This window comes from Rhizobium sp. AG855, from assembly GCF_003610655.1.
Taxonomy (GTDB): Bacteria; Pseudomonadota; Alphaproteobacteria; order Rhizobiales; family Rhizobiaceae; genus Allorhizobium; species Allorhizobium wuzhouense.
In genome coordinates this window covers 1,457,388-1,475,370 of record NZ_RAQG01000003.1, presented here as the reverse complement: position 1 = coordinate 1,475,370, position 17,983 = coordinate 1,457,388, and the positions used below count along the sequence as shown (strand labels likewise).

General features: G+C 60.0%; 16 protein-coding genes and 1 pseudogene. 3 read left to right on the top strand and 14 right to left on the bottom strand.

Going from position 1 to position 17,983, the window contains the following annotated elements:
• Positions 1 to 101: 101 nt before the first annotated feature.
• Positions 102 to 1,175: pseudogene (locus tag DFO46_RS07150) on the top strand (site-specific integrase).
• 179 nt (positions 1,176 to 1,354) lie between these two features.
• Here the strand turns inward: DFO46_RS07150 and DFO46_RS07145 are convergent.
• From DFO46_RS07145 to DFO46_RS07120, 6 genes are all read right to left on the bottom strand, one after another.
• Positions 1,355 to 2,461 (bottom strand): FAD-dependent oxidoreductase, encoded by a 1,107-nt coding sequence (locus tag DFO46_RS07145; protein WP_183041857.1) that lies wholly within the window; start codon positions 2,459 to 2,461, stop codon positions 1,355 to 1,357.
• Positions 2,451 to 3,875 carry an FAD-dependent oxidoreductase gene (locus DFO46_RS07140; RefSeq protein WP_120276828.1) on the bottom strand — a complete coding sequence of 475 codons (1,425 nt, stop codon included), beginning with the start codon at positions 3,873 to 3,875 and terminating at the stop codon, positions 2,451 to 2,453. Before DFO46_RS07140 ends, DFO46_RS07145 begins: the two co-directional genes overlap by 11 nt.
• On the bottom strand, positions 3,872 to 4,189 hold the full coding sequence (locus DFO46_RS07135) for a (2Fe-2S)-binding protein (RefSeq protein ID WP_120276827.1): 318 nt from the start codon (positions 4,187 to 4,189) through the stop codon (positions 3,872 to 3,874). Before DFO46_RS07135 ends, DFO46_RS07140 begins: the two co-directional genes overlap by 4 nt.
• 133 nt (positions 4,190 to 4,322) lie before the next feature.
• Positions 4,323 to 5,093, bottom strand: coding sequence for an amino acid ABC transporter ATP-binding protein (locus DFO46_RS07130; protein WP_183041856.1), 771 nt, complete (start codon positions 5,091 to 5,093; stop codon positions 4,323 to 4,325).
• A gap of 71 nt (positions 5,094 to 5,164) precedes the next feature.
• The gene (locus DFO46_RS07125) at positions 5,165 to 5,518 is read right to left on the bottom strand and encodes a RidA family protein (protein ID WP_120276825.1); all 354 of its coding nucleotides are present in this window, start codon (positions 5,516 to 5,518) and stop codon (positions 5,165 to 5,167) included.
• A complete protein-coding gene (locus DFO46_RS07120; protein ID WP_120276824.1) occupies positions 5,515 to 6,642 on the bottom strand; it encodes an FAD-binding oxidoreductase in 1,128 nt (375 codons plus the stop codon). The genes DFO46_RS07125 and DFO46_RS07120 overlap by 4 nt, the downstream gene beginning before the upstream one ends.
• Positions 6,643 to 6,931: 289 nt before the next feature.
• Here DFO46_RS07120 and DFO46_RS07115 point away from each other — a divergent pair, with 289 nt between their 5' ends.
• Positions 6,932 to 7,951 carry an ornithine cyclodeaminase family protein gene (locus DFO46_RS07115; protein WP_120276823.1) on the top strand — a complete coding sequence of 340 codons (1,020 nt, stop codon included), beginning with the start codon at positions 6,932 to 6,934 and terminating at the stop codon, positions 7,949 to 7,951.
• Positions 7,952 to 7,961: 10 nt separating this feature from the next.
• Positions 7,962 to 9,110, top strand: a complete 1,149-nt coding sequence (locus DFO46_RS07110) for an aminotransferase class V-fold PLP-dependent enzyme (RefSeq protein ID WP_120276822.1) — start codon at positions 7,962 to 7,964, stop codon at positions 9,108 to 9,110.
• A gap of 28 nt (positions 9,111 to 9,138) precedes the next feature.
• Here the strand turns inward: DFO46_RS07110 and DFO46_RS07105 are convergent, their stop codons facing one another.
• From DFO46_RS07105 to DFO46_RS24230, 8 genes are all read right to left on the bottom strand, one after another.
• Entirely contained in the window at positions 9,139 to 10,089 is a 951-nt protein-coding gene (locus tag DFO46_RS07105; RefSeq protein ID WP_245422523.1) for a LysR substrate-binding domain-containing protein, read from the bottom strand.
• 42 nt (positions 10,090 to 10,131) lie between these two features.
• Entirely contained in the window at positions 10,132 to 10,818 is a 687-nt protein-coding gene (locus tag DFO46_RS07100; protein ID WP_120276821.1) for an ABC transporter permease subunit, read from the bottom strand.
• 1 nt (position 10,819) lies between these two features.
• The gene (locus DFO46_RS07095; RefSeq protein ID WP_120276820.1) at positions 10,820 to 11,542 is read right to left on the bottom strand and encodes an ABC transporter permease subunit; all 723 of its coding nucleotides are present in this window, start codon (positions 11,540 to 11,542) and stop codon (positions 10,820 to 10,822) included.
• Between the two features lie 76 nt (positions 11,543 to 11,618).
• On the bottom strand, positions 11,619 to 12,404 hold the full coding sequence (locus DFO46_RS07090; protein WP_120276819.1) for a transporter substrate-binding domain-containing protein: 786 nt from the start codon (positions 12,402 to 12,404) through the stop codon (positions 11,619 to 11,621).
• Positions 12,405 to 12,448: 44 nt separating this feature from the next.
• Positions 12,449 to 13,660, bottom strand: a complete 1,212-nt coding sequence (locus DFO46_RS07085) for an amidase (RefSeq protein WP_245422522.1) — start codon at positions 13,658 to 13,660, stop codon at positions 12,449 to 12,451.
• A 563-nt stretch (positions 13,661 to 14,223) separates the two neighbouring features.
• On the bottom strand, positions 14,224 to 15,348 hold the full coding sequence (locus DFO46_RS07080; protein ID WP_120276817.1) for an FAD-binding oxidoreductase: 1,125 nt from the start codon (positions 15,346 to 15,348) through the stop codon (positions 14,224 to 14,226).
• 57 nt (positions 15,349 to 15,405) lie between these two features.
• On the bottom strand, positions 15,406 to 16,413 hold the full coding sequence (locus DFO46_RS07075) for a Gfo/Idh/MocA family oxidoreductase (RefSeq protein WP_120276816.1): 1,008 nt from the start codon (positions 16,411 to 16,413) through the stop codon (positions 15,406 to 15,408).
• 19 nt (positions 16,414 to 16,432) lie between these two features.
• The gene (locus DFO46_RS24230; protein ID WP_120276815.1) at positions 16,433 to 17,941 is read right to left on the bottom strand and encodes an amino acid ABC transporter permease/ATP-binding protein; all 1,509 of its coding nucleotides are present in this window, start codon (positions 17,939 to 17,941) and stop codon (positions 16,433 to 16,435) included.
• Positions 17,942 to 17,983 lie beyond the last annotated feature (42 nt).

Sequence of the window (17,983 nt, the reverse complement as noted above, 5' to 3'; positions counted from 1 at the left end):
GTCTCGCTTACGCCTGTTCCGGGCTATTTCCGCCGATTTTGGTACTAGGCTTGGTACAATGTACCAATCATCGTTTTTTATGTACCAACTGAGGCATGGTTATGGGCACTATCGACGCGCGCAAGCGCAAGAATGGCAGCTTCGCTTACTGGGCGCGAGTGCGGGTCATGCAGGGTGGCGTGACTTATCACGAGACCGAGACCTTTGACAGACGTCCTGCGGCTGTAGCCTGGCTCTCAAAGCGCGAGCGGGAGCTTTAGAAACCAGGAGCAGTCGCCAACTCTAAAAATGATGATGCGACCACATTGGCCAACGCCATCGACCGCTACATCGAGGAGACGATCAAGGAGATTGGTCGCACAAAATCGCAAGTTCTAACGGCGATCAAGAACTACGAGATCGCCAACATGCCCTGTTCTTCGATCAAATCGAAAGACATCGTCGAATTCCTGCAGTTCCTGACGGCACAGCCACAGACCATCGGAAACTACGCGAGCCATCTCGGGGCGATCTTCGCAATCGCACGGTCGATGTGGGGCTATCGGCTCGACGAGCAGGAGATGAAGGACGCTGTCAAGGTTGCCCGCCGGATGGGTATCATAACCCGGTCAGCGCAACGCGATCGAAGACCAACCTTGGATGAACTCGATCGGCTGATCAGCCATTTCATTGAACGGCGGAAGAAGGCCCCACAGGCGATGCCAATGCATAAGGTCATAGCTTTCGCGCTATTTTCGACCCGTCGGCAGGAGGAAATTACGCGGATCAGATGGAAAGACTTCCAGAGAGAACACAAACGCGTCCTTGTGCGCGACATGAAGCACCCTGGAGAAAAGATCGGCAATCATACGTGGGTGGACCTTCCCGATCAGGCGATCCAGATCATCGGCAGCATGCCAATGAGCAATGCAGAGGTCTTTCCCTACTCCAGCGACGCTAGTTCCGCGAATTTTAAGCGAGCTTGCAAGTTGTTGAACATCGTCGATCTTCGCTTCCATGACCTGCGTCACAAGGGAATCTCACGGATGTTTGCGATGGGTTGGAACATCCCCCATGTGGCTGCAGTCATTGGGCATCGATCATGGGTTAGCCTCAAGCGATATACGCACATTCGCGAGTCGGGCGATCAATATGCGGGCTGGAACGGGCTCCAGTTGGCCACCGATACCAAATAGGTAGCCAAGCCAACTGTGCCGCCGGTGCGAGCTCAAGAGCGCTCAGTAGCAAGAACTGATTGGTTGCGGGCGCCTGATTGCAGGCGGACGCCTACAAAGATTCTGGAGCAAATGCGAAACGGGTCTTTTGTGACGAATAGGGAATTATGGCGCGGAACTTCCATAACACGGTACAACAGTCAAAATCTTGATGCGATGAAACGGCGTTGATCAAAGCCAGCCATTTCTTCTGGAATGCCCCCCTGCTCTACCCACCCTGAAGTTTCGTTCGCGTGGATCGCGGCGAGTGAAACGCCGCTGTGACAGGTGACGAGAAATGCTCCAGGCACGATTTCCTCGTAGATCGGCGCGGCATCAGGCGAGATGATCCGAAGTGCCGACCAACTGCGAATGATGCGAACGTTTTTCAAGAATGGGAAAAAGTGCAAGGCGTCGTCGGCAATCCGGCGGGTGACGTCGAATGTGGTGCCGAGATCAAAGCCGACATCCTCCCAGCTCCCGCCGATCAACAAGGTCCCATCCTCCGTCTGGCGAACCTGTTCGATGGCGATGTCGAAGATCGGCGGCACGCGCTCGGTCACCAGGATCTGACCACGGATGGGCTTGACGGGAATGGTGACCCCAAGCATGTGGCCAAGGCCCGCATTGCCCAGGCCCGCAGCAAGGACAACGCGGTTGGCAATCACCTGTCCCCGCGCCGTTGTCAGCACGAACTTGTCGCCCCGCTGGTCGATGTCTGTCACACCGCCTCCCGACAACACGCGACCACCGCGCAGAAGATAACCGCGATGAAGCGCGTGAAGCAATCGCAGAGGATTTGCCTGGCCGTCATATCGGGAGTAGCTTCCACCGACAACATCCGGTCCAATCTCCGGCACGCGTTTCCGGATCGCTTCATTATCCAGCATATCGAAGTCATAGTTGCCATGGAAACGCGATTTCACGGCGGCGAGGTCCTGCGCCCTCTGCGCGAAGGCTTCAGGAGTTCGGCTGAGATAGAGGCCTCCTCTTTGCGTCAGTCCGACATCAATCCCGGTTTCGGAGCGCAGACGCTCGGCCAATTCCGGCCATTGTTCGACGGCGCGCATGGCCCAACCCGTATAAGCCGGAAGAGCGAGCCCCTTGCCCTGCACCCAAACAAGGCCGAAATTGCCGCGACTGGCGCGAATGGCAGCATCACCCTCGTCCAGCACGACATTGTCGACGCGGCGCTGGGCAAGGCCATAAGCCACGGATATCCCGACCAGGCCGCCGCCGATCACCGCCACATCTGTCTCAATCTGCATGTTCATGGCCCTCCGTCAGCTCCTCGTCTCGACCACAGCGGGCCATGTCGAAAACCGTGACAGGCTTCAGCGGAAACCGAACTGTATAGGTGCCGATCTCCCCGATCGGCCGGTCGGTTTCAGTTGCGATCAACTGGCTGACAATCGGCCCACAGACTCTTCCCTGACATGCACCCATGCCGCAGCGTGTAAAGGCCTTGGCCTGGGAGGGACCGATGGCACCATCCTGGATGGCCGAGCGAAGCTTTCCGCCACTCACCTCCTCGCAACGACAGATGATGGTCTGATCGCTCGGCGAGGCAACCGAGACGCGCGGCGGATACAGCGCATCGAGAAAGGGGCGGAATGCACGTTCCCGTGCAAGCACGGTCGACGCTCGGCGGACCGTTGCAAGCGACCGCTCGTCATGGCGTCCGATGCGCTGCAAGATGCGACCGACAGCGATCTCGGCGGATGCAGGTGCGGCAATCGCGCCATTAATAGCAGCGCCATCGCCGACGATGTAGACATGCGAGATGCTGCTTTCCCCGAAGCGGTCTATCTGAGGGCGCAGGCATTTCTGGCCATCGTCCCACACATGCGCGCAGCCCAAGGCACGCGGCAGCTGCGTGTTCGGAATGATCCCCTCATGGACCAGCAAGGTGTCGACCTCTAGGTGGTGTTCGGCCCCATCCGCTTCGAAGCGGACGGCATCGACGCAGCCATGCCCCGAGGCAGACAGGCTGGAGACGTTGCGATGAACGGGTATGCCGGCGCGGCTTATGTCCCGCATCAGTCGCAGACCCTTGGATACCTTATCGAGATTGCGCAGGAGCCCAGGGAGATGGGCGAATGCGGCAGCTATGCCGATTTTGCCAGGAGACGTATCGAGAATGGCAGTAATCTCGACCCCGAGCCGCAGCAGTTGCGATGCGAACAACAGCATCAAGGGGCCGTTTCCGGCGAGCGCAATCCGACCAGTCGGGACGATCGCCGATGTCTTCAACAGGAGTTGCGCGGCGCCAATGCCCATGACGCCCGGCATGGTCCAGCCTTCGAAAGGCACCGGACGCTCGATTGCTCCGTTTGCGAGGAGAAGATCCGTAAAGGCCAGACGCTGCGACTTACCGTCATGACTGTAGCTCACCTCACCGCCGGTTTCAGTCATGTCGATCCGCCAGAGGCTCGCCCCGAAACACGTCGTCACTTCGGCTGCCCGCAAACGTGCGATTGCGTCCTCACCCTGCCGATAGTCGGCACCCAGAGCAGCTGAGTTTCGGAACGGTCCTTGCTCCAGACCGCGATAGATCTGGCCACCGGCATTCGGACGCTCATCGAGGAGGACCACGGACAGCCCTTGGCGCACGGCCATGACGGACGCCGCGATCCCGGCAGGGCCGCCTCCGACGACGCAGAGATCAAAGGCCCGGATCATGGCTGCACCTTCCGAACCGGAGACATGGATGCGTTTGCGACTTGTCGCCTGATCCGCATGCCCGACTCCACACCCCGCAAACACCCTTGCTGATTTGGCACGCCGTCAATTTCGACAAGGCATTCGAAACAGATGCCCATCATGCAGAACGGCGCCCGCTCGGAACCGGACAGAATGCTGTGACGGTAGGGGCGCGCGGCATGGAGCATCACGACTGCCGCCACGGTGTCCCCTTCCCGGCACATGACGTCATCACCGTCAATCGTGATGCTCAGCGATTTTCGATCATCGGTCACGTTCAACTTGCTGAACATGGATCATTCCTCCAGGGTTTGGACGGCCTTGTTGACCTGGCGCCATGGTCTTGGTGACCACTTCCAGGTGCGCGATGACAGGGATCGGCGGCGCGTGCCACACCAAGACCCGGCGTGTCGCCGCCGGGACCGGTCAGTGCAGGATCTGGCTGAGAAAGAGCTTCGTGCGCTCATGCTGTGGATTGTCGAAGAACGCCGCCGGTGCGTTCTGCTCGACGATCTGCCCACGGTCCATGAAGAGAACCCGGTCGGCGACCTGCCGTGCAAATCCCATCTCATGCGTGACACAGACCATCGTCATGCCCTCTTCCGCCAAACCGACCATCGCATCGAGAACCTCCTTGACCATTTCAGGATCAAGCGCCGAGGTCGGTTCGTCGAACAGCATGATCTTCGGGCGCATGCAGAGCGCCCGGGCGATGGCAACGCGCTGCTGCTGGCCACCGGAGAGTTGGCCGGGATACTTGTGCGCCTGCTCGGGGATCTTGACCCGTGTCAGATATTGCATGGCGATTTCTTCGGCGTCCTTGCGCGACATCCTGCGGGCCCAGATCGGCGCAAGGGTACAATTTTGCAGAATGGTCAGATGCGGAAACAGGTTGAAATGCTGGAACACCATGCCGACCTCACGACGCACCTCGTCGATTTTCTTGAGATCATTGGTCAGCTCGATCCTGTCCACGATGATGGTGCCCGACTGATGCTCTTCCAGTCGATTGATACAACGGATCATCGTCGACTTGCCGGAGCCCGAGGGGCCGGCAACGACAATGCGCTCGCCCTTGCGGACCTGAAGGTCAATGTCACGCAGAACGTGGAAATCGCCGTACCACTTGTTCATGCCGATCAGTTCGATCGAAAACTCCGAACCGTCGAAAGGGGGTGTTGCTTGAGCATCGGCCATCATCTGTGTCCTGGATCTGCGCGTCAAAAAGCTTGGGGCGCCGGGCCGCGTCATGCTCCCGGCGCCACCGGTCAGCCGGGAATTGCTACAGTGAACTGGATCTCGACCCGGATCTCCGGCAATCCGAGCACGGCCTCCACGGTCGCGCGGGCTGGCGGCGCGTCCTTGTCGATCCAATCGACCCAGGCCATGTTCATCTGATCGAAGTCACCGATGTCGCGAAGCCAGATCGTCGCGCTGAGGATCGAAGCGCGGGTCGATCCGATCTGCTGCAGGTAACCATCAGCCTTGGCCAGGATCTGTGCAGTTTGTCCGAGGGTATCCTGCTGCTTGTCGTCAGCGGTTAGGCCGGAGAAGTAGGCGATCCCGTTGTGCACGAGGACACGGCTCAGTCGTTCGGTCTTGTCAATTCGCTGGATATTCATGATCTCTGTCCCATGCCATTCTTCGCCGCGATGAAGCGATCCGGTCGGAAATCCGCCAGGCTCTCGTGGACGCGGCCACGCACCACCTCGTCCGCGATGACCTTGCCGAGATAAGGCGCGATCGTAACGCCACTGTGGGTAACCGCGGCATAGTAGCCTTCGACACCCGGCACCCAGCCGCTGCAGGTCAGGCGATCGCTCGGGATCGGACGCATGGTCGTTCGAATGGATTCAAGATCGTCGGGCTGTACCGCTGGCAGAACCCGGCGAACGGCATCGATCAGGAGGCCGGCCTCCCGGCCTTTGGGATCGAGGTCACCCAATTCCGGCACGACATCATCGACCGAGATCTTGTGGATCATCAGACGACCGGCACCGTCGGGCCGCACATCGAGATCGTCCATGTGAAACTGCCGCTGCAGCGTCGATGCCACCGGCAAGGTGAAGCCGAGAACGCCGACGGTCGATGCCATCGGGATCGACGGCACACCTTCCAGCTTGCGATCGGCCCAGCTGCCCGTGCAGTTGATGACGACGTCTGCTTCGTAGACATCGCCGCTCACCGTGCGCACCGTCTTTGTCTCAGCACTCAGGTCGATCGCCTCAACAGGTGCGAAGGCGTGGATCGACGCATTCCACCGTTCCTTGGCCGCTCGCAGGAGGCTTGCGGAATAAAGGACCGGATGAACCCAGCCTTCTTCCGGATAATAGACGATCGGAGACTTGCCGATGGCGGAAAGATCGATTTCAGGCTCGAGTTCAGCCAAGCGGTCCTTGCTGATCCACTCGACACCATAGCCCCAGTCCCGCATCTGATCGGCATTTTCCTCCTGCGCCGCCCAGTCCGCTTCCTTCGAATACCATTCCAGGCTGCCTGTCTGGTTGTACCAAGGTGCATTGCCGAATTCGCGGCTCAGATCCAGATGTGCGCGCATGCCGGCGACGTTCAAGGCGAAGTAGCTCTGCGGTCTTTTTCCCGTCGCATTGGTCCAGGCGAAACTTGCTGCAGACGCCCCACCGGCAATCTTCCCGGCGTCCAGAACAGTGACCTTCGCACCGGCCTTGGCCGTTTCATATGCCACTGAGCTCCCGATGATCCCCGCCCCTATGACGACAATGCGCATTTCATTCTCCGGTGATATTTCAACGATTACATCCCGCTTCGGACCGAAGCCGGCGCCGAGTTGGCGATGTCTGATGTTGTGGAGAAGGGGGTGTTTTTGGTCAAACAACCGCATCGGGGCCGCTTATAATGAATAGTTATGAAGCGCCGGCAGGCTTCCCGGGAAGCCTTGGACTACGGAACTTATGAGTAATCAAGCAGACGTATCGCCCTGCGGTTATGAAGAATCCCGGCCAAGACCATTGGCGCAATGATATCTCTTGGAGCATCTGAAATTTCAGAGGTTCCCCATGTCTTTGCGCGCTTCGCAGATCGTCCCCCCCACAGCAGGATTGCTCATCATCGACGGGCCGACCGTCGAAGCGCTGGTGACGCAACAGGATGCGATCGACCTTGCGGAGGCGGCCTTGCGCAAGACATCCAACGGTATTGCGCAACAGGATATCCGACGCACGCTGGATCTGCCGGGGGCGGATGGCGCCTGCCTCTCCGTCATGTATGCCGCGCCAGCGGATCGACCGTTGTTCGGGGCCAAAGTCCTTTCGGTCAGTCCGCAGAATTTCGGCCATGGCCTGCCGTCGCATCAAGGCGGCGTGCTCCTGTTCGAAAAAGAGCATGGGCGTCCGGTCGCACTGATCAATGGACACGCCATCACCGGTCTGCGCACCCCCGCTGCCAGCGCCGTTGCGACCCGAATGCTTTCCCGCCCCGAAGCCTCCTCTCTGGCGATGATCGGTTATGGCGAGCAGGCAGCCCGGCATATTGAAGCCATTGCACTGGTACGCCCGATCAGACGCGTTCATGTCTGGGGGCGCGATGCGCAAAAGGCAAAGCAGTTCGCCGAGCTTCAAACCGCCAAGGGTTACCCGACCACTCCCCATCCGACCGCGCGCGACGCGGTCGAAGCTGCCGAGATCGTCTGTACCGTCACATCGGCGAAATATCCCGTGCTGGAAGGCAAGTGGATCTCGGAGGGAACGCATATCAATGCTGTCGGCGCCAGCATCGCCGCGCTCAAGGAACTGGACGCAGACTGCGTCCTTCGATCCAGCATCTGGGTCGACTATATGCCGATGGCAATGACTTCGGCCTCCGATCTGTTCGAGCCGCGCGCCGATGGCAGCCTCGACCCGGCAAAAATCATCGGCGAGATCGGTGCCGCCCTGAATGGGGCGGTCCGGGGGCGCCGCGACCACTCCGAGATCACCCTCTATCGTTCCCTTGGCGTTCCCGCCCAGGACATCGAACTCGCAAACTTCATTTACCAGAAGGCGAAAGACCTCGGCCTCGGCGTCGAAGTCTCATTGTAAGGATCTTCTCATGCTGGAAAGCCAACGGCATCTGTTTTCCATTCCCGACGACGTCACCTATCTCGACGTGGCCTATATGTCGCCGATCCCGAATTGCGCCGTCGAGGCCGGCATTCGTGGCGTCAAGGTCAAGGCCGCGCCCTGGGACATGACCATCCATTCCTATTATGACGAGGTGGAACGGGCCCGGACCCTTGCGGCGTCCTTCATTGGCGCAGCGCCGGACGATGTGGCGATCGTCCCTGCAACCAGTTACGGCATCGCGCTTGCCGCTCAGAACGTGTCGGTTGCCAGAGGATCCGTGATCCTGATGATGGAGAACGAACATACCTCGCATCGATACGCCTGGCTGGAGCTGGCCAAGCAGAAGGGCGCGCGTGTCGTGACCGTGCAGCGGTTGCCGCATGAATCCTGGGCCGACAAGCTGATCGCCGCGATCCGGGGTTCGGAAGCGCCGGTCTCGGTCGTTGCCGGAACCATTGTCCACTGGTTCGAGGGAACGCATGTCGACATCGAAGCGGTGGCAGATGCTACCCGGGAGGCCGGGGCAAGCCTGGTGATGGACGGCACCCAATGGGTGGGTGCCGTGCCTTTCGATGTGACCCGCGTTCGCCCCGATTTTCTGACATTCGCGACCTACAAGTTTCTGCTCGGCCCCTACCGACTTGCCTTTCTTTACGCCAACAAGAACTGGCAGCAAAACGGGCGGCCGCTGGAGTTTCACTCCTGGAACCGTGCCGGCGGGGATCGCCCCGATTTCTACCTTGAGACAATGCTCGATTATCTGCCGGGTGCCCGTCGCTTTGACATGGGGGAGCGCTCCGATTTTGCCGTCCTGCCAATCGCCATCAACGCGATGGAGTTGCTGCAACGATGGGGGGCGGAGGCTGTCTATGCCCGACTTCTGCAGCTCAACCGCTGCATATGGCAAGAAGCGGAAAAGCTTGGCTTTTCCGGACCGCACGAAAGCCAGCGGGCTGGGCATATTTCCGTCGTGGAGCTCGGTGAGCGATACCGCGACGATCTGGCGAGACGGCTGCGGGAAAACAAGGCCTTTGTCACCATCCGCGGCAGCAAGATGCGGATCACCCCGCATGTCTATAATGATGAGGCCGACATTGCGAAACTGTTCGAGATCATCGAGACACTCACCCGATAGAAGGGACTGAAACGCGGCCGGGGCGCACTCAGGATCCCGTGAGTGTGCTGACGCCGCGATCGACACCGTTCATATAGTCCCGCGTCGAATGAATGAGGTGTTCGACAAAGGTATCGGCAACCGATGAGGCGATCGTACCCCATGGTCTGTAGACACTCAGATTGATATCCAGGTGCGGTTGGAAATCCCTGATTTCGATGGGCAGGTCCCTGGCCATCCAGGCGGACAGCCTGTCGATGACGGCAACGCCGACGCCATTGGCCACCAGATTGGCGCAGGTGTTGGAAAGCGCGGCTTCAATTCTCATCGACCGCGCCACACCCCGTTCTTCGCACAAGGCATCCAGTTGACGCCGCATCGGGTCGCCAACCCCCATCGAGACAAAATTCAGCCCTTCCAGATCATCGACCTGCACGACCGAGAGCCTGCTCAACGGATGCCCCTTGGGCATGATGCACACCGGTGGCGTCGCAACCAGCGCTCGGCGAACCACGGACGAAGTCTCGTCATTCACCTCGGCCGCGACCCCGATGTCGAGCTGGTTTCGGCTTGCATGCTGAATGATCGTCGACGAACTCCGGATGTCGACGGTCACGGCAACATCGGGATAGTCCTTGGTGAAACTTGCGATGATCGACGGCAGCAATGTCAGGCCAAAGGCCGGGAGTGCCGAGACGTTGAGCCGGCCACTGCGCAACTCCTTGATTTCTCGCGCCACCCTCGAAATTCCCCGCACGGTCTCATAGACGCGCCGCACCTCCGCATGCAGCATATGCGCCTCCGGTGTCGGGATCAGGCGCTGGCGATGATTGCGAAACAGCGGAAAGCCCGCCTTCGTCGTCAGTTGAAGCAGAATCTTGCTGACGGCGGGCTGCGTGATGTTGAGCGCATCGGCCGCCTTCGTCGTCGTGCCATGCGACATCACCGCTGCGAAGACTTCAATCTCCCGGGGTGTGAATTCGCCGTCATTGGTCAGCAACTCGATCTCCCAAACATGTATGGCATCCAGGCTATGAACCCATCAAGAGTATGCGGGCAAACGTTTTTCGACAAACTTGAACCCGGACGTGATGACGATTGCCAGCATGAAATAGGCAAACGCCGCGGCGAGAAGGGGCTCATAGACGCGGAAGGTCTGCGCGCGGACGAGGTTTGCCGCACCCATGAGTTCGAACAGCGTGATCGTCGCCGTCAAAGCGGTGCCCTTCAGCAGCAGGATGTTCTGCCCGCCGATCGCTGGCAGGGCCAGCCGGAAGGCCTGCGGCAAAAGGAGAAAGCGCAGGATCTGGCGCTTCGACAGGCCGAGGGACCTGCCGGCCTCGCTCTGGCCACTGGGCACCCCCTGCAAGGCGCCCCGCCAGATCTCGCTGCAATAGGCAGCCGTGTTGAGGGACAACGCGAAGAAGGCGTAAGTGTAGGCGCTGCGGAACAGGGGCCATAGAAAACTATAGCGAACGCTCGGCATGTCGGAGAGGATCTGCCCGACACCGAAATAGACAAGGTAGAGCTGGACCAGAAGGGGCGTGCCACGGAAGGCGAGGACAAACCCGATGGCCGGATATCGCAACCAGCGCGATGATGACAGCCGGGCGAGCGCGACAGGAATGGCCAGCACATTGCCAACCAACGCGCAGCCGACAAACAACAGGATTGTCGATTGCAGTCCGGTCAACAACTGCGTCGCGAGATAGGTGCCAAAATCCGACATGCTAATTGTGCCTCCAGACGTGGTAAGACCTCGCCTCGCAGAAGTGCAGAAAGGCCGTCGAAACCGCCGACATCACCAGAAACATGAAGGCGATGGCCGAATAGAACAGGAAGTAATGGCGCGTTGCGCCAGCGGCCATCTTTCCTGCGAGGACCAGCTCGGTGAACCCGATCAGGCTGACGAGTGAACTTTCTTTGAGGACGACAAGCCACAGGTTGCCCAATCCCGGCAGAGCCAGGGGGACCATCTGCGGCATAACGACGAGAAGGAAGGTTTGCCGACGTGTCAGACCGACGGCGAAGGCTGCCTCCGACTGACCCGCCGCGACCGAAACGATCGCACCCCGCAGCACTTCGGTGCTGTAGCCGCCCTGGACGATCCCGAGGGAAATGGAGGCTGCGACAAAGCCGTTGAGCTGGAAATCGGCCAAGAGGCCGGTCATGCCGAGAAGCGACCGCAGGGCATCGGTTGCCGAATAATAGACCAGGAAGATGATGAGAATGTCCGGGATTGAGCGAATGATCGTGGTGTATCCGGCGGCAACGCCCCTTGCGACAGGGCTTTTCGACACCTTTGCGATTGCCCCGACCAGCCCGATACAGAGACCGATAAGATAGGCGCTGATTGAGATGCCAAGGCTCAGGCACGCGCCACGAACCAGTTCATCACCCCAGCCCTGGTCGCCGAAACCGAGGAGCGTTAGCCAAGAGACCGTCGAGTCCATGCTGTATGTGTTCCAATTCGACAGGGATGATGCCGGCGGCGAAGAGGCCAGCCGGCACCGACTTTGAATTCAAGACTCAGTCACCGTAAATGTCGAAATCGAAGTAGCGCTTGGTGATCGTGTCGTATTCGCCACTCGCGCGAACCGCCTTGATCGCTGCGTTGAGCCGATCGCGAAGAGCAACGTCTTCCTTGCGCACGCCGCCGCCGTCACCATAGCCAAACATCTTTTCATGCGGCATCTCGACCTTGATCTCGTAGCCCTGCCCTTCAGGCTTCTTCAGGAAATCGGAGATCTGGATGGCCGAGGCCGCCATGAGATCGACACGTCCTGCCTGCAGGTCTGCGATCTCGTCGTCCAGTGTCGGATAGAGTTTGACATCAGCCACGCCAGCGAACTTTTCCTGCATATACGTCGCTTGCAGGCTGGCATTCTGCGCCGCGACAGAAACACCTTGGAAGGTGTCGGGCTTGGTCACGTCGAATACCCTCGTATCGGCCTTGGCGCCGACGAGCACATTCGCCGAATAGTAGTACTTGTCGGTGAAATCGATCACTTCCTTGCGCTTGTCGGTGATCGACATCGAACTCCAGATGACGTCAAATTTCTTCTCGAGCAAGGCCGGGATAATCCCATCCCAGGCAATATCGACGATCTCGCACTTGGCTTTCATTTCCGCGCAGACGGCATTCATGAGATCGATTTCCCATCCCTGCCATTTGCCGCTCGCATCCTTGACGGAGAAAGGCGCATAGGGCTCGGCGGCAACACCGAAGCGCAACACTTCGTCTGCCGCCATCGATGTGCCGGCAGCACCCAGTGGCGCGACAAGAATTGACAATGCAATCAAGATTTTTTTCATTTTTATTCCCCTTTTGGTTTGTATGGTCGTCTTGGCTTCTCGTCTCAGCGCGCCTCCACAGTGCGAAGCGCTTCACATATGGAAAACAGCGTCGCGTCGGTATCGGGTCGCGTCGAGATTTGAATGGATGCCGGCAGCCCACCCTGCCTTTTCAGGGGCATGGCAAGCGTCGGAAGTCTCAGAAAATTCGCCCAGCGGCGGAACGTGCCGCCCGCAAGGCCGTATGGCACCAGATCGGAGCCAACCGCTGTCATCTCGTCGGAGAGGCGCGGCGCCAGTCCGGGTGCGACAGGTGCCGCGAGAAGATCCGCTGAAGACATGACGTGCTGAAACGCCTCGCAAGCCTCGGCGCGAAACGTGAGCGCCTCCTGGTAGGTCGCGAAGTCGATGGCAGTACCGGCAGCCAAGAAGCTGCGGACCTGGGTGCCAACCGCTTCGGGCCTGGCGCCGATGCCATCCGCATACTCAGCGGCGAACTCGTATTGCAGGATCGTCAAGCCGGCATCCTTGACCCGTCCAGCAAGCGGGAATTCCAGATGCTGAATGCGGGCACCGGCCCCTTCCAGCGCGCGCAGCCACAAGGCATGCGCGTCTGCCACGGCAGGATCGATCGCTGCGGCGTGGAGATCGGGACAAAGGCCTATCCGAATGCCTGCAAGGTCGACCGTCTCGCGGGTCGGCACATCGCTACCTTCACTGGCAAAATGGACCAGCCGCGCATCGTCGATGCTGTTTGCAATCGGGCCGATTGTATCCAGACTTGGCGCCGTGGGACGGACCCCTGCCCGATCGACAGGCCCGTTCGTCGGCTTGAACCCGATGAGACCAGTGGCTGCGGCCGTAGACCGGTTCGACCCGCCGGTATCTGTGCCAAGTGCTACCACGCAATAGCCTGCAGCAACGGCCGCAGCCGAGCCGCTGCTTGTTCCCCCGGTCCCATGGGAGGGGTCAAGCGGATTGCTGACCTTCCCGAACCATGGATTCTCGTGACCTCCGGCGGTCAACTCATGCAGATTTGTCTTTCCGATGATCAAGGCTCCGGCGGCGCGGAGGTTTCGGATGCAGGCCGCATCGTCTGCCGCGACATGATCCTGGAAAAGGCCCGAGCCGGACGTGGTTGGCCAACCTTTCACATCGATGACATCTTTAACGGCAATCGGAATGCCGTGGAGTGGTCCACGGCTCCGGCCGGAGCGAAGCTCCGCTTCCATTCGCCGTGCCTCGTCGAGCGCCTCTTCTCGGCCAACGAAAATCATTGCCCTGCAGGCGTCGTTGCTGCGTTCAATTCGAGCAAAACAGCCTTCAACGAAATCCACCGGAGACAGACCGTCGACAAAATCTCTCTGTATCTGAGCGATCGACCGACGAATATGATCTGTCATTGCTTTTAGCCCGCCTGTAGGTCCTTGCGACCGATACATGCACGCTAACAGGAAGCTCCAGCCGGCCCTAATTCCCGGGAGCGCGCGGTTAATTACCAATTGTTATTAACCCCATGCAACGTGCATGCCGTTCTCACGACAGTCGACTTGGCCAACTGTCTTGATCGACAGGCGACATAAGGCAAGTCAGGTCGTCATGCTGAATGCGCATGGAAAATCGAGGTCAGAGGCCAACCAGTCTCCACGTCAATTGACTAAGTCACCTCGCAAGCGGTTTGTTGTCCGCTCTCGTTCGAGGGTAAGCAACCAGCCCAATGCTCTGATCCCCGAAAACTGGAGGGAAGTCGGGGCTCAGGTCACCGCCGCTGCGGGCAGCGGCGAGACAACTCGCAGATCAGAGCACATGGGCGCGCGCCCGGCGGCGAAGCAAGCTCAGATTAGCCAAAGCGCTCGGGTCGGAAGGTTGCAAGCATCGGATGTTCGCGGCCCGTCGCAACTTCATAGGCAAGCAGTTCACCGAGGATAAGGCCGAGCGTCGCGCCGCTGTGGCTAAAAGCGACGTAGTAGCCAGGGATCGCCTTCAGCGCACCGATCACGGGTTCACCATCGCCGGGAATAGGCTTGCCCCCCACGCCAACGGCAGCAATCTCAAGCTTCGGATTGCCCTCCATCACCTTGGCGGCCTCCGCCAAAAGAGCCTCAACCACGGTTTCGTCGATATCATAGCTCCCGTCTGGACGCAGCGTGACACCTTCATCGGCGGCCCAATCGGCATCGAGCGAAAAGGTGCCGCCCGGAGCGGGGCGAACCGCGACGCGGGGCGTGTTGAGCACGGCGCGCAGCGGATGGGCGACTGGCTTCGTCTGCACAAGCAGCGCAATCGGCGTTCCATCACCAATCGTCTCGCCGCTCTCGGCAACCATCTTCGGCACAGCCGACCCGGTGGCGACCACCACGGCATCGGCCTCGAAACGATCACCGTTTGCGGTCTGTGCGCCGATGGCCCGGCCGCCTTCGACAACGACCCGGGCGGCACCCTGATCCGTCACCAGCACGCCTCCAAGAGCAGAAAACTCCTGCAGAAGCAGGTCGATCAGCACCGGCAGATCCACCCAGCCTTCGCCGGGGTTGAAGATGGCGCCCTGCGGGGTAATCGCACGCGCATCAAGGCCCGGCGTAATGCCGGCCACCTCTTCTGCAGCCAGATGTCGGGCATCATAGCCCAGCGAGACCTCATGGCGATAGGCAGCGGCGATCTCGTTGCCCGCATCGTCGGCATCCCAGGTGAGACCGCCGTCGAAACGCAGCCAGTCGGTATCGGGGTATTGCGCAAACAGCGTGCGGTAGCGGTCGATGCCGGCCATACGCAGGCGGTGATAGGGCTCGGAACGCATGCGCGCCGAGTTCAGCCAGGAAAGAGAGCGGCCAGAAGCACCGTTGGCGGCCGGGCCGTCGTTGAGAATGGTCACCCGGATCCCGCGCCGGGCAAGCTGGACGCCGGTCGAAACGCCGAAAATGCCGGCGCCGATGATAACGGCCGAGGAGATGGTCTTGTCTGTCATGGTCAGTCTTTCAATCGGTTTGTCGTATTTGATCAGAAGTGGCAGGGATTGGGCGGGTCAGGGCTCTTCCCAGCGGCCGCTTTCGGCTGAGCGGAAGAGCGCATCGATCACCCTCATGTTGGCGATCGCGTCCTTGAGCCCCGTCACAAGTGGCGTGCCAAAGAGTAAGGACTCGCAGAAGGCATCAGCCTGTTCGCGGTATTGGTCGGCAGGTTCGATCGCGATTTCGGTGCGTCCACCGCCGTCGAGATCGCGACCATCATCCAGAACGAGCCGGGTCGGCAGATCGGCAGGCGCATTGAACGGAACGGCGATTTCCAGGCGGCCGCGGGTTCCTAGCACCGTGACCTTCTGCGTCAGCGCCAGTTGGGTGGAGCAGGTAAAGGCGAGCTGGCGACCGTCGGGAAACGCAAGCAGGCCGCTGGCCAGCCTGTCGGTACCGAAGGTCGGGTCCCATTCCATCAGAGCAACCGCCCGCAGCGGTTCGGCATCGAAGAGGTAGCGGGCTGTGTTGATCGCATAGCAGCCGACATCGAACAGGCCACCCCCGCCGATATCGGCCTGGTTACGAACGTTTCGGGGATCATCGAGATAGTAAGAGAAGATCGTCTGGATGACGCTCACCTCGCCAAGCCGGCCTTCGCCGATCAGCGCCCTAGCCCTTTTCCATTGAGGGTGGTGGCGCACCATGAAGGCTTCCGCGACCGGCAGCCCTGCGGCCTTCTGCGCTGCCAGCAGCGTCCTGGCTTCCGCCGCGTTGAGCGCAATCGGCTTTTCACAAAGCACCGGCTTGCCCTGTTCGAGTGCTTTGATGGTCAGAGGCACATGCAGGTGATTGGGCAGGGGATTGTAGATCGCATCGATCTCTGGGTCGGCCAGCAGGTCCTCATACGAGCCGTAGGCCTTCGCGATTCCGAAACGTTCGGCCATCTGCCGTGCCTTGTCGCCATCCCGGGAGGCGATGGCCGTAACCAACCCAAGGCGACTCGTTTGGATCGCAGGGATAACCGCCTTCGCGGCGATGCCGGCGCAGCCCAATACACCCCATCGGATCTTTGGTGTCATCGTCACTCTCCTGTCTCCTTCAGAGCACTTCCGCCAGGAACCGCTGAAGCCTCGGGCTCTGCGGATTGTCAAAGATGGCCTCGGGCGTGCCGGTTTCCACCACGCGTCCCTCGTCCATGAAGACGACCTGATCAGCGACGCGGCGGGCGAACCCCATTTCATGGGTGACGACGACCATGGTCATGCCGCGCCCGCCGAGATCCGCCATAAGGTTCAGGACACCCTTGACCAGTTCCGGATCGAGAGCGCTGGTCACCTCGTCGAAGAGAATGACTTCCGGTTCCATCGCGAGCGCTCGGGCGATCGCGACGCGCTGCTGCTGACCGCCGGAGAGCCCGCTGGGCAAATGATGCTGACGGCTCTCGAGACCGACATCGGCAAGCCGCGCCTTGGCGATCCGCTCGGCTTCCACCTTCGGCATCCCCTTGATCTTCGTCAGCGAAAGCATGACATTTTCAAGGGCCGTATGATCCGGGAAGAGGTTGAAGTGCTGGAACACCATGCCAACCCGCCTGCGCAGCGTTTCCGGCTTCATGGTCAAAATGCTCTCGCCGTCGATGAAGATGTCGCCGGACTTCGGTTCGACCAGACGGTTCAAGCCGCGCAGCAAGGTCGATTTGCCAGAGCCGGACGGACCGATGATGCAGGTGACACTGCCTGGCTTCACCGACAAGTCGACCCCCTTGAGCACGTCCAGGTCGCCGTAGGCCATGCCGAGATTTCTCACATCGAGGCTTCCGCCCTTGAAGGCAACCTCGGAAGTGCCAGCAGCGGCATCCAGTTCGCCAACCTCCTCAAGCCCGCTTGTGACGACGGCCGGACGCTGCTTTCCGAGCCGCAAGCGCGCGTCGATAGCATTGACCACGTGGGTGAGCGGCACAGTGATCAGGAGATAAAAGACACCGGCCAACAGCAGCGGCGAAAGATTCCCGGTCACGACGGCCTGGTCCTGCCCCACGCGAAAGATCTCACGCTCGGACGCAAGCAGGCCGAGGAAATAAACAAGGCTCGAATCCTTCACGTTCCCGATGAACTGGTTGACGAGGGCGGGTAGCACGCGACGCACCCCCTGCGGCACGACGATCAGCCGCATTCCCTGCCCATAACTCATCGAAAGCGCTCGGCATGCCTCCATCTGGCCACGATCGACACTCTGGATGCCCGAGCGGAAGATCTCGCCGATATAGGCGCCGGCGATCAGGCTGAGCGCAAGGATACCGAGCGGATAAGGGGACGGACCGAAGAATTCTCGGCCGATGCGCGCAAAGCCCTGTCCAATCAGCAGAATGGTAACGATGGCAGGCAGGCCGCGAAAAATGTCCGTGTAAAGACGAGCGGGTATACGCAGCCATGCAGATCGGGAGATCCCCATGATGGCGAGCATCATGCCGATGACGACACCGAGCACCGTCGACGCGGCCGCCAGGATCAATGTATTCTTCAGGCCGACCGTGATCATGGTCGGCAGGACTTCGGCCATTGCATTCCAGTCAAGGAAACTGCGTCGCAGATTTTCAAGCCAGTTCATCAAGGGGTTCCTTGCAAGAAAGGCCGGTCCGACCGACAGGAT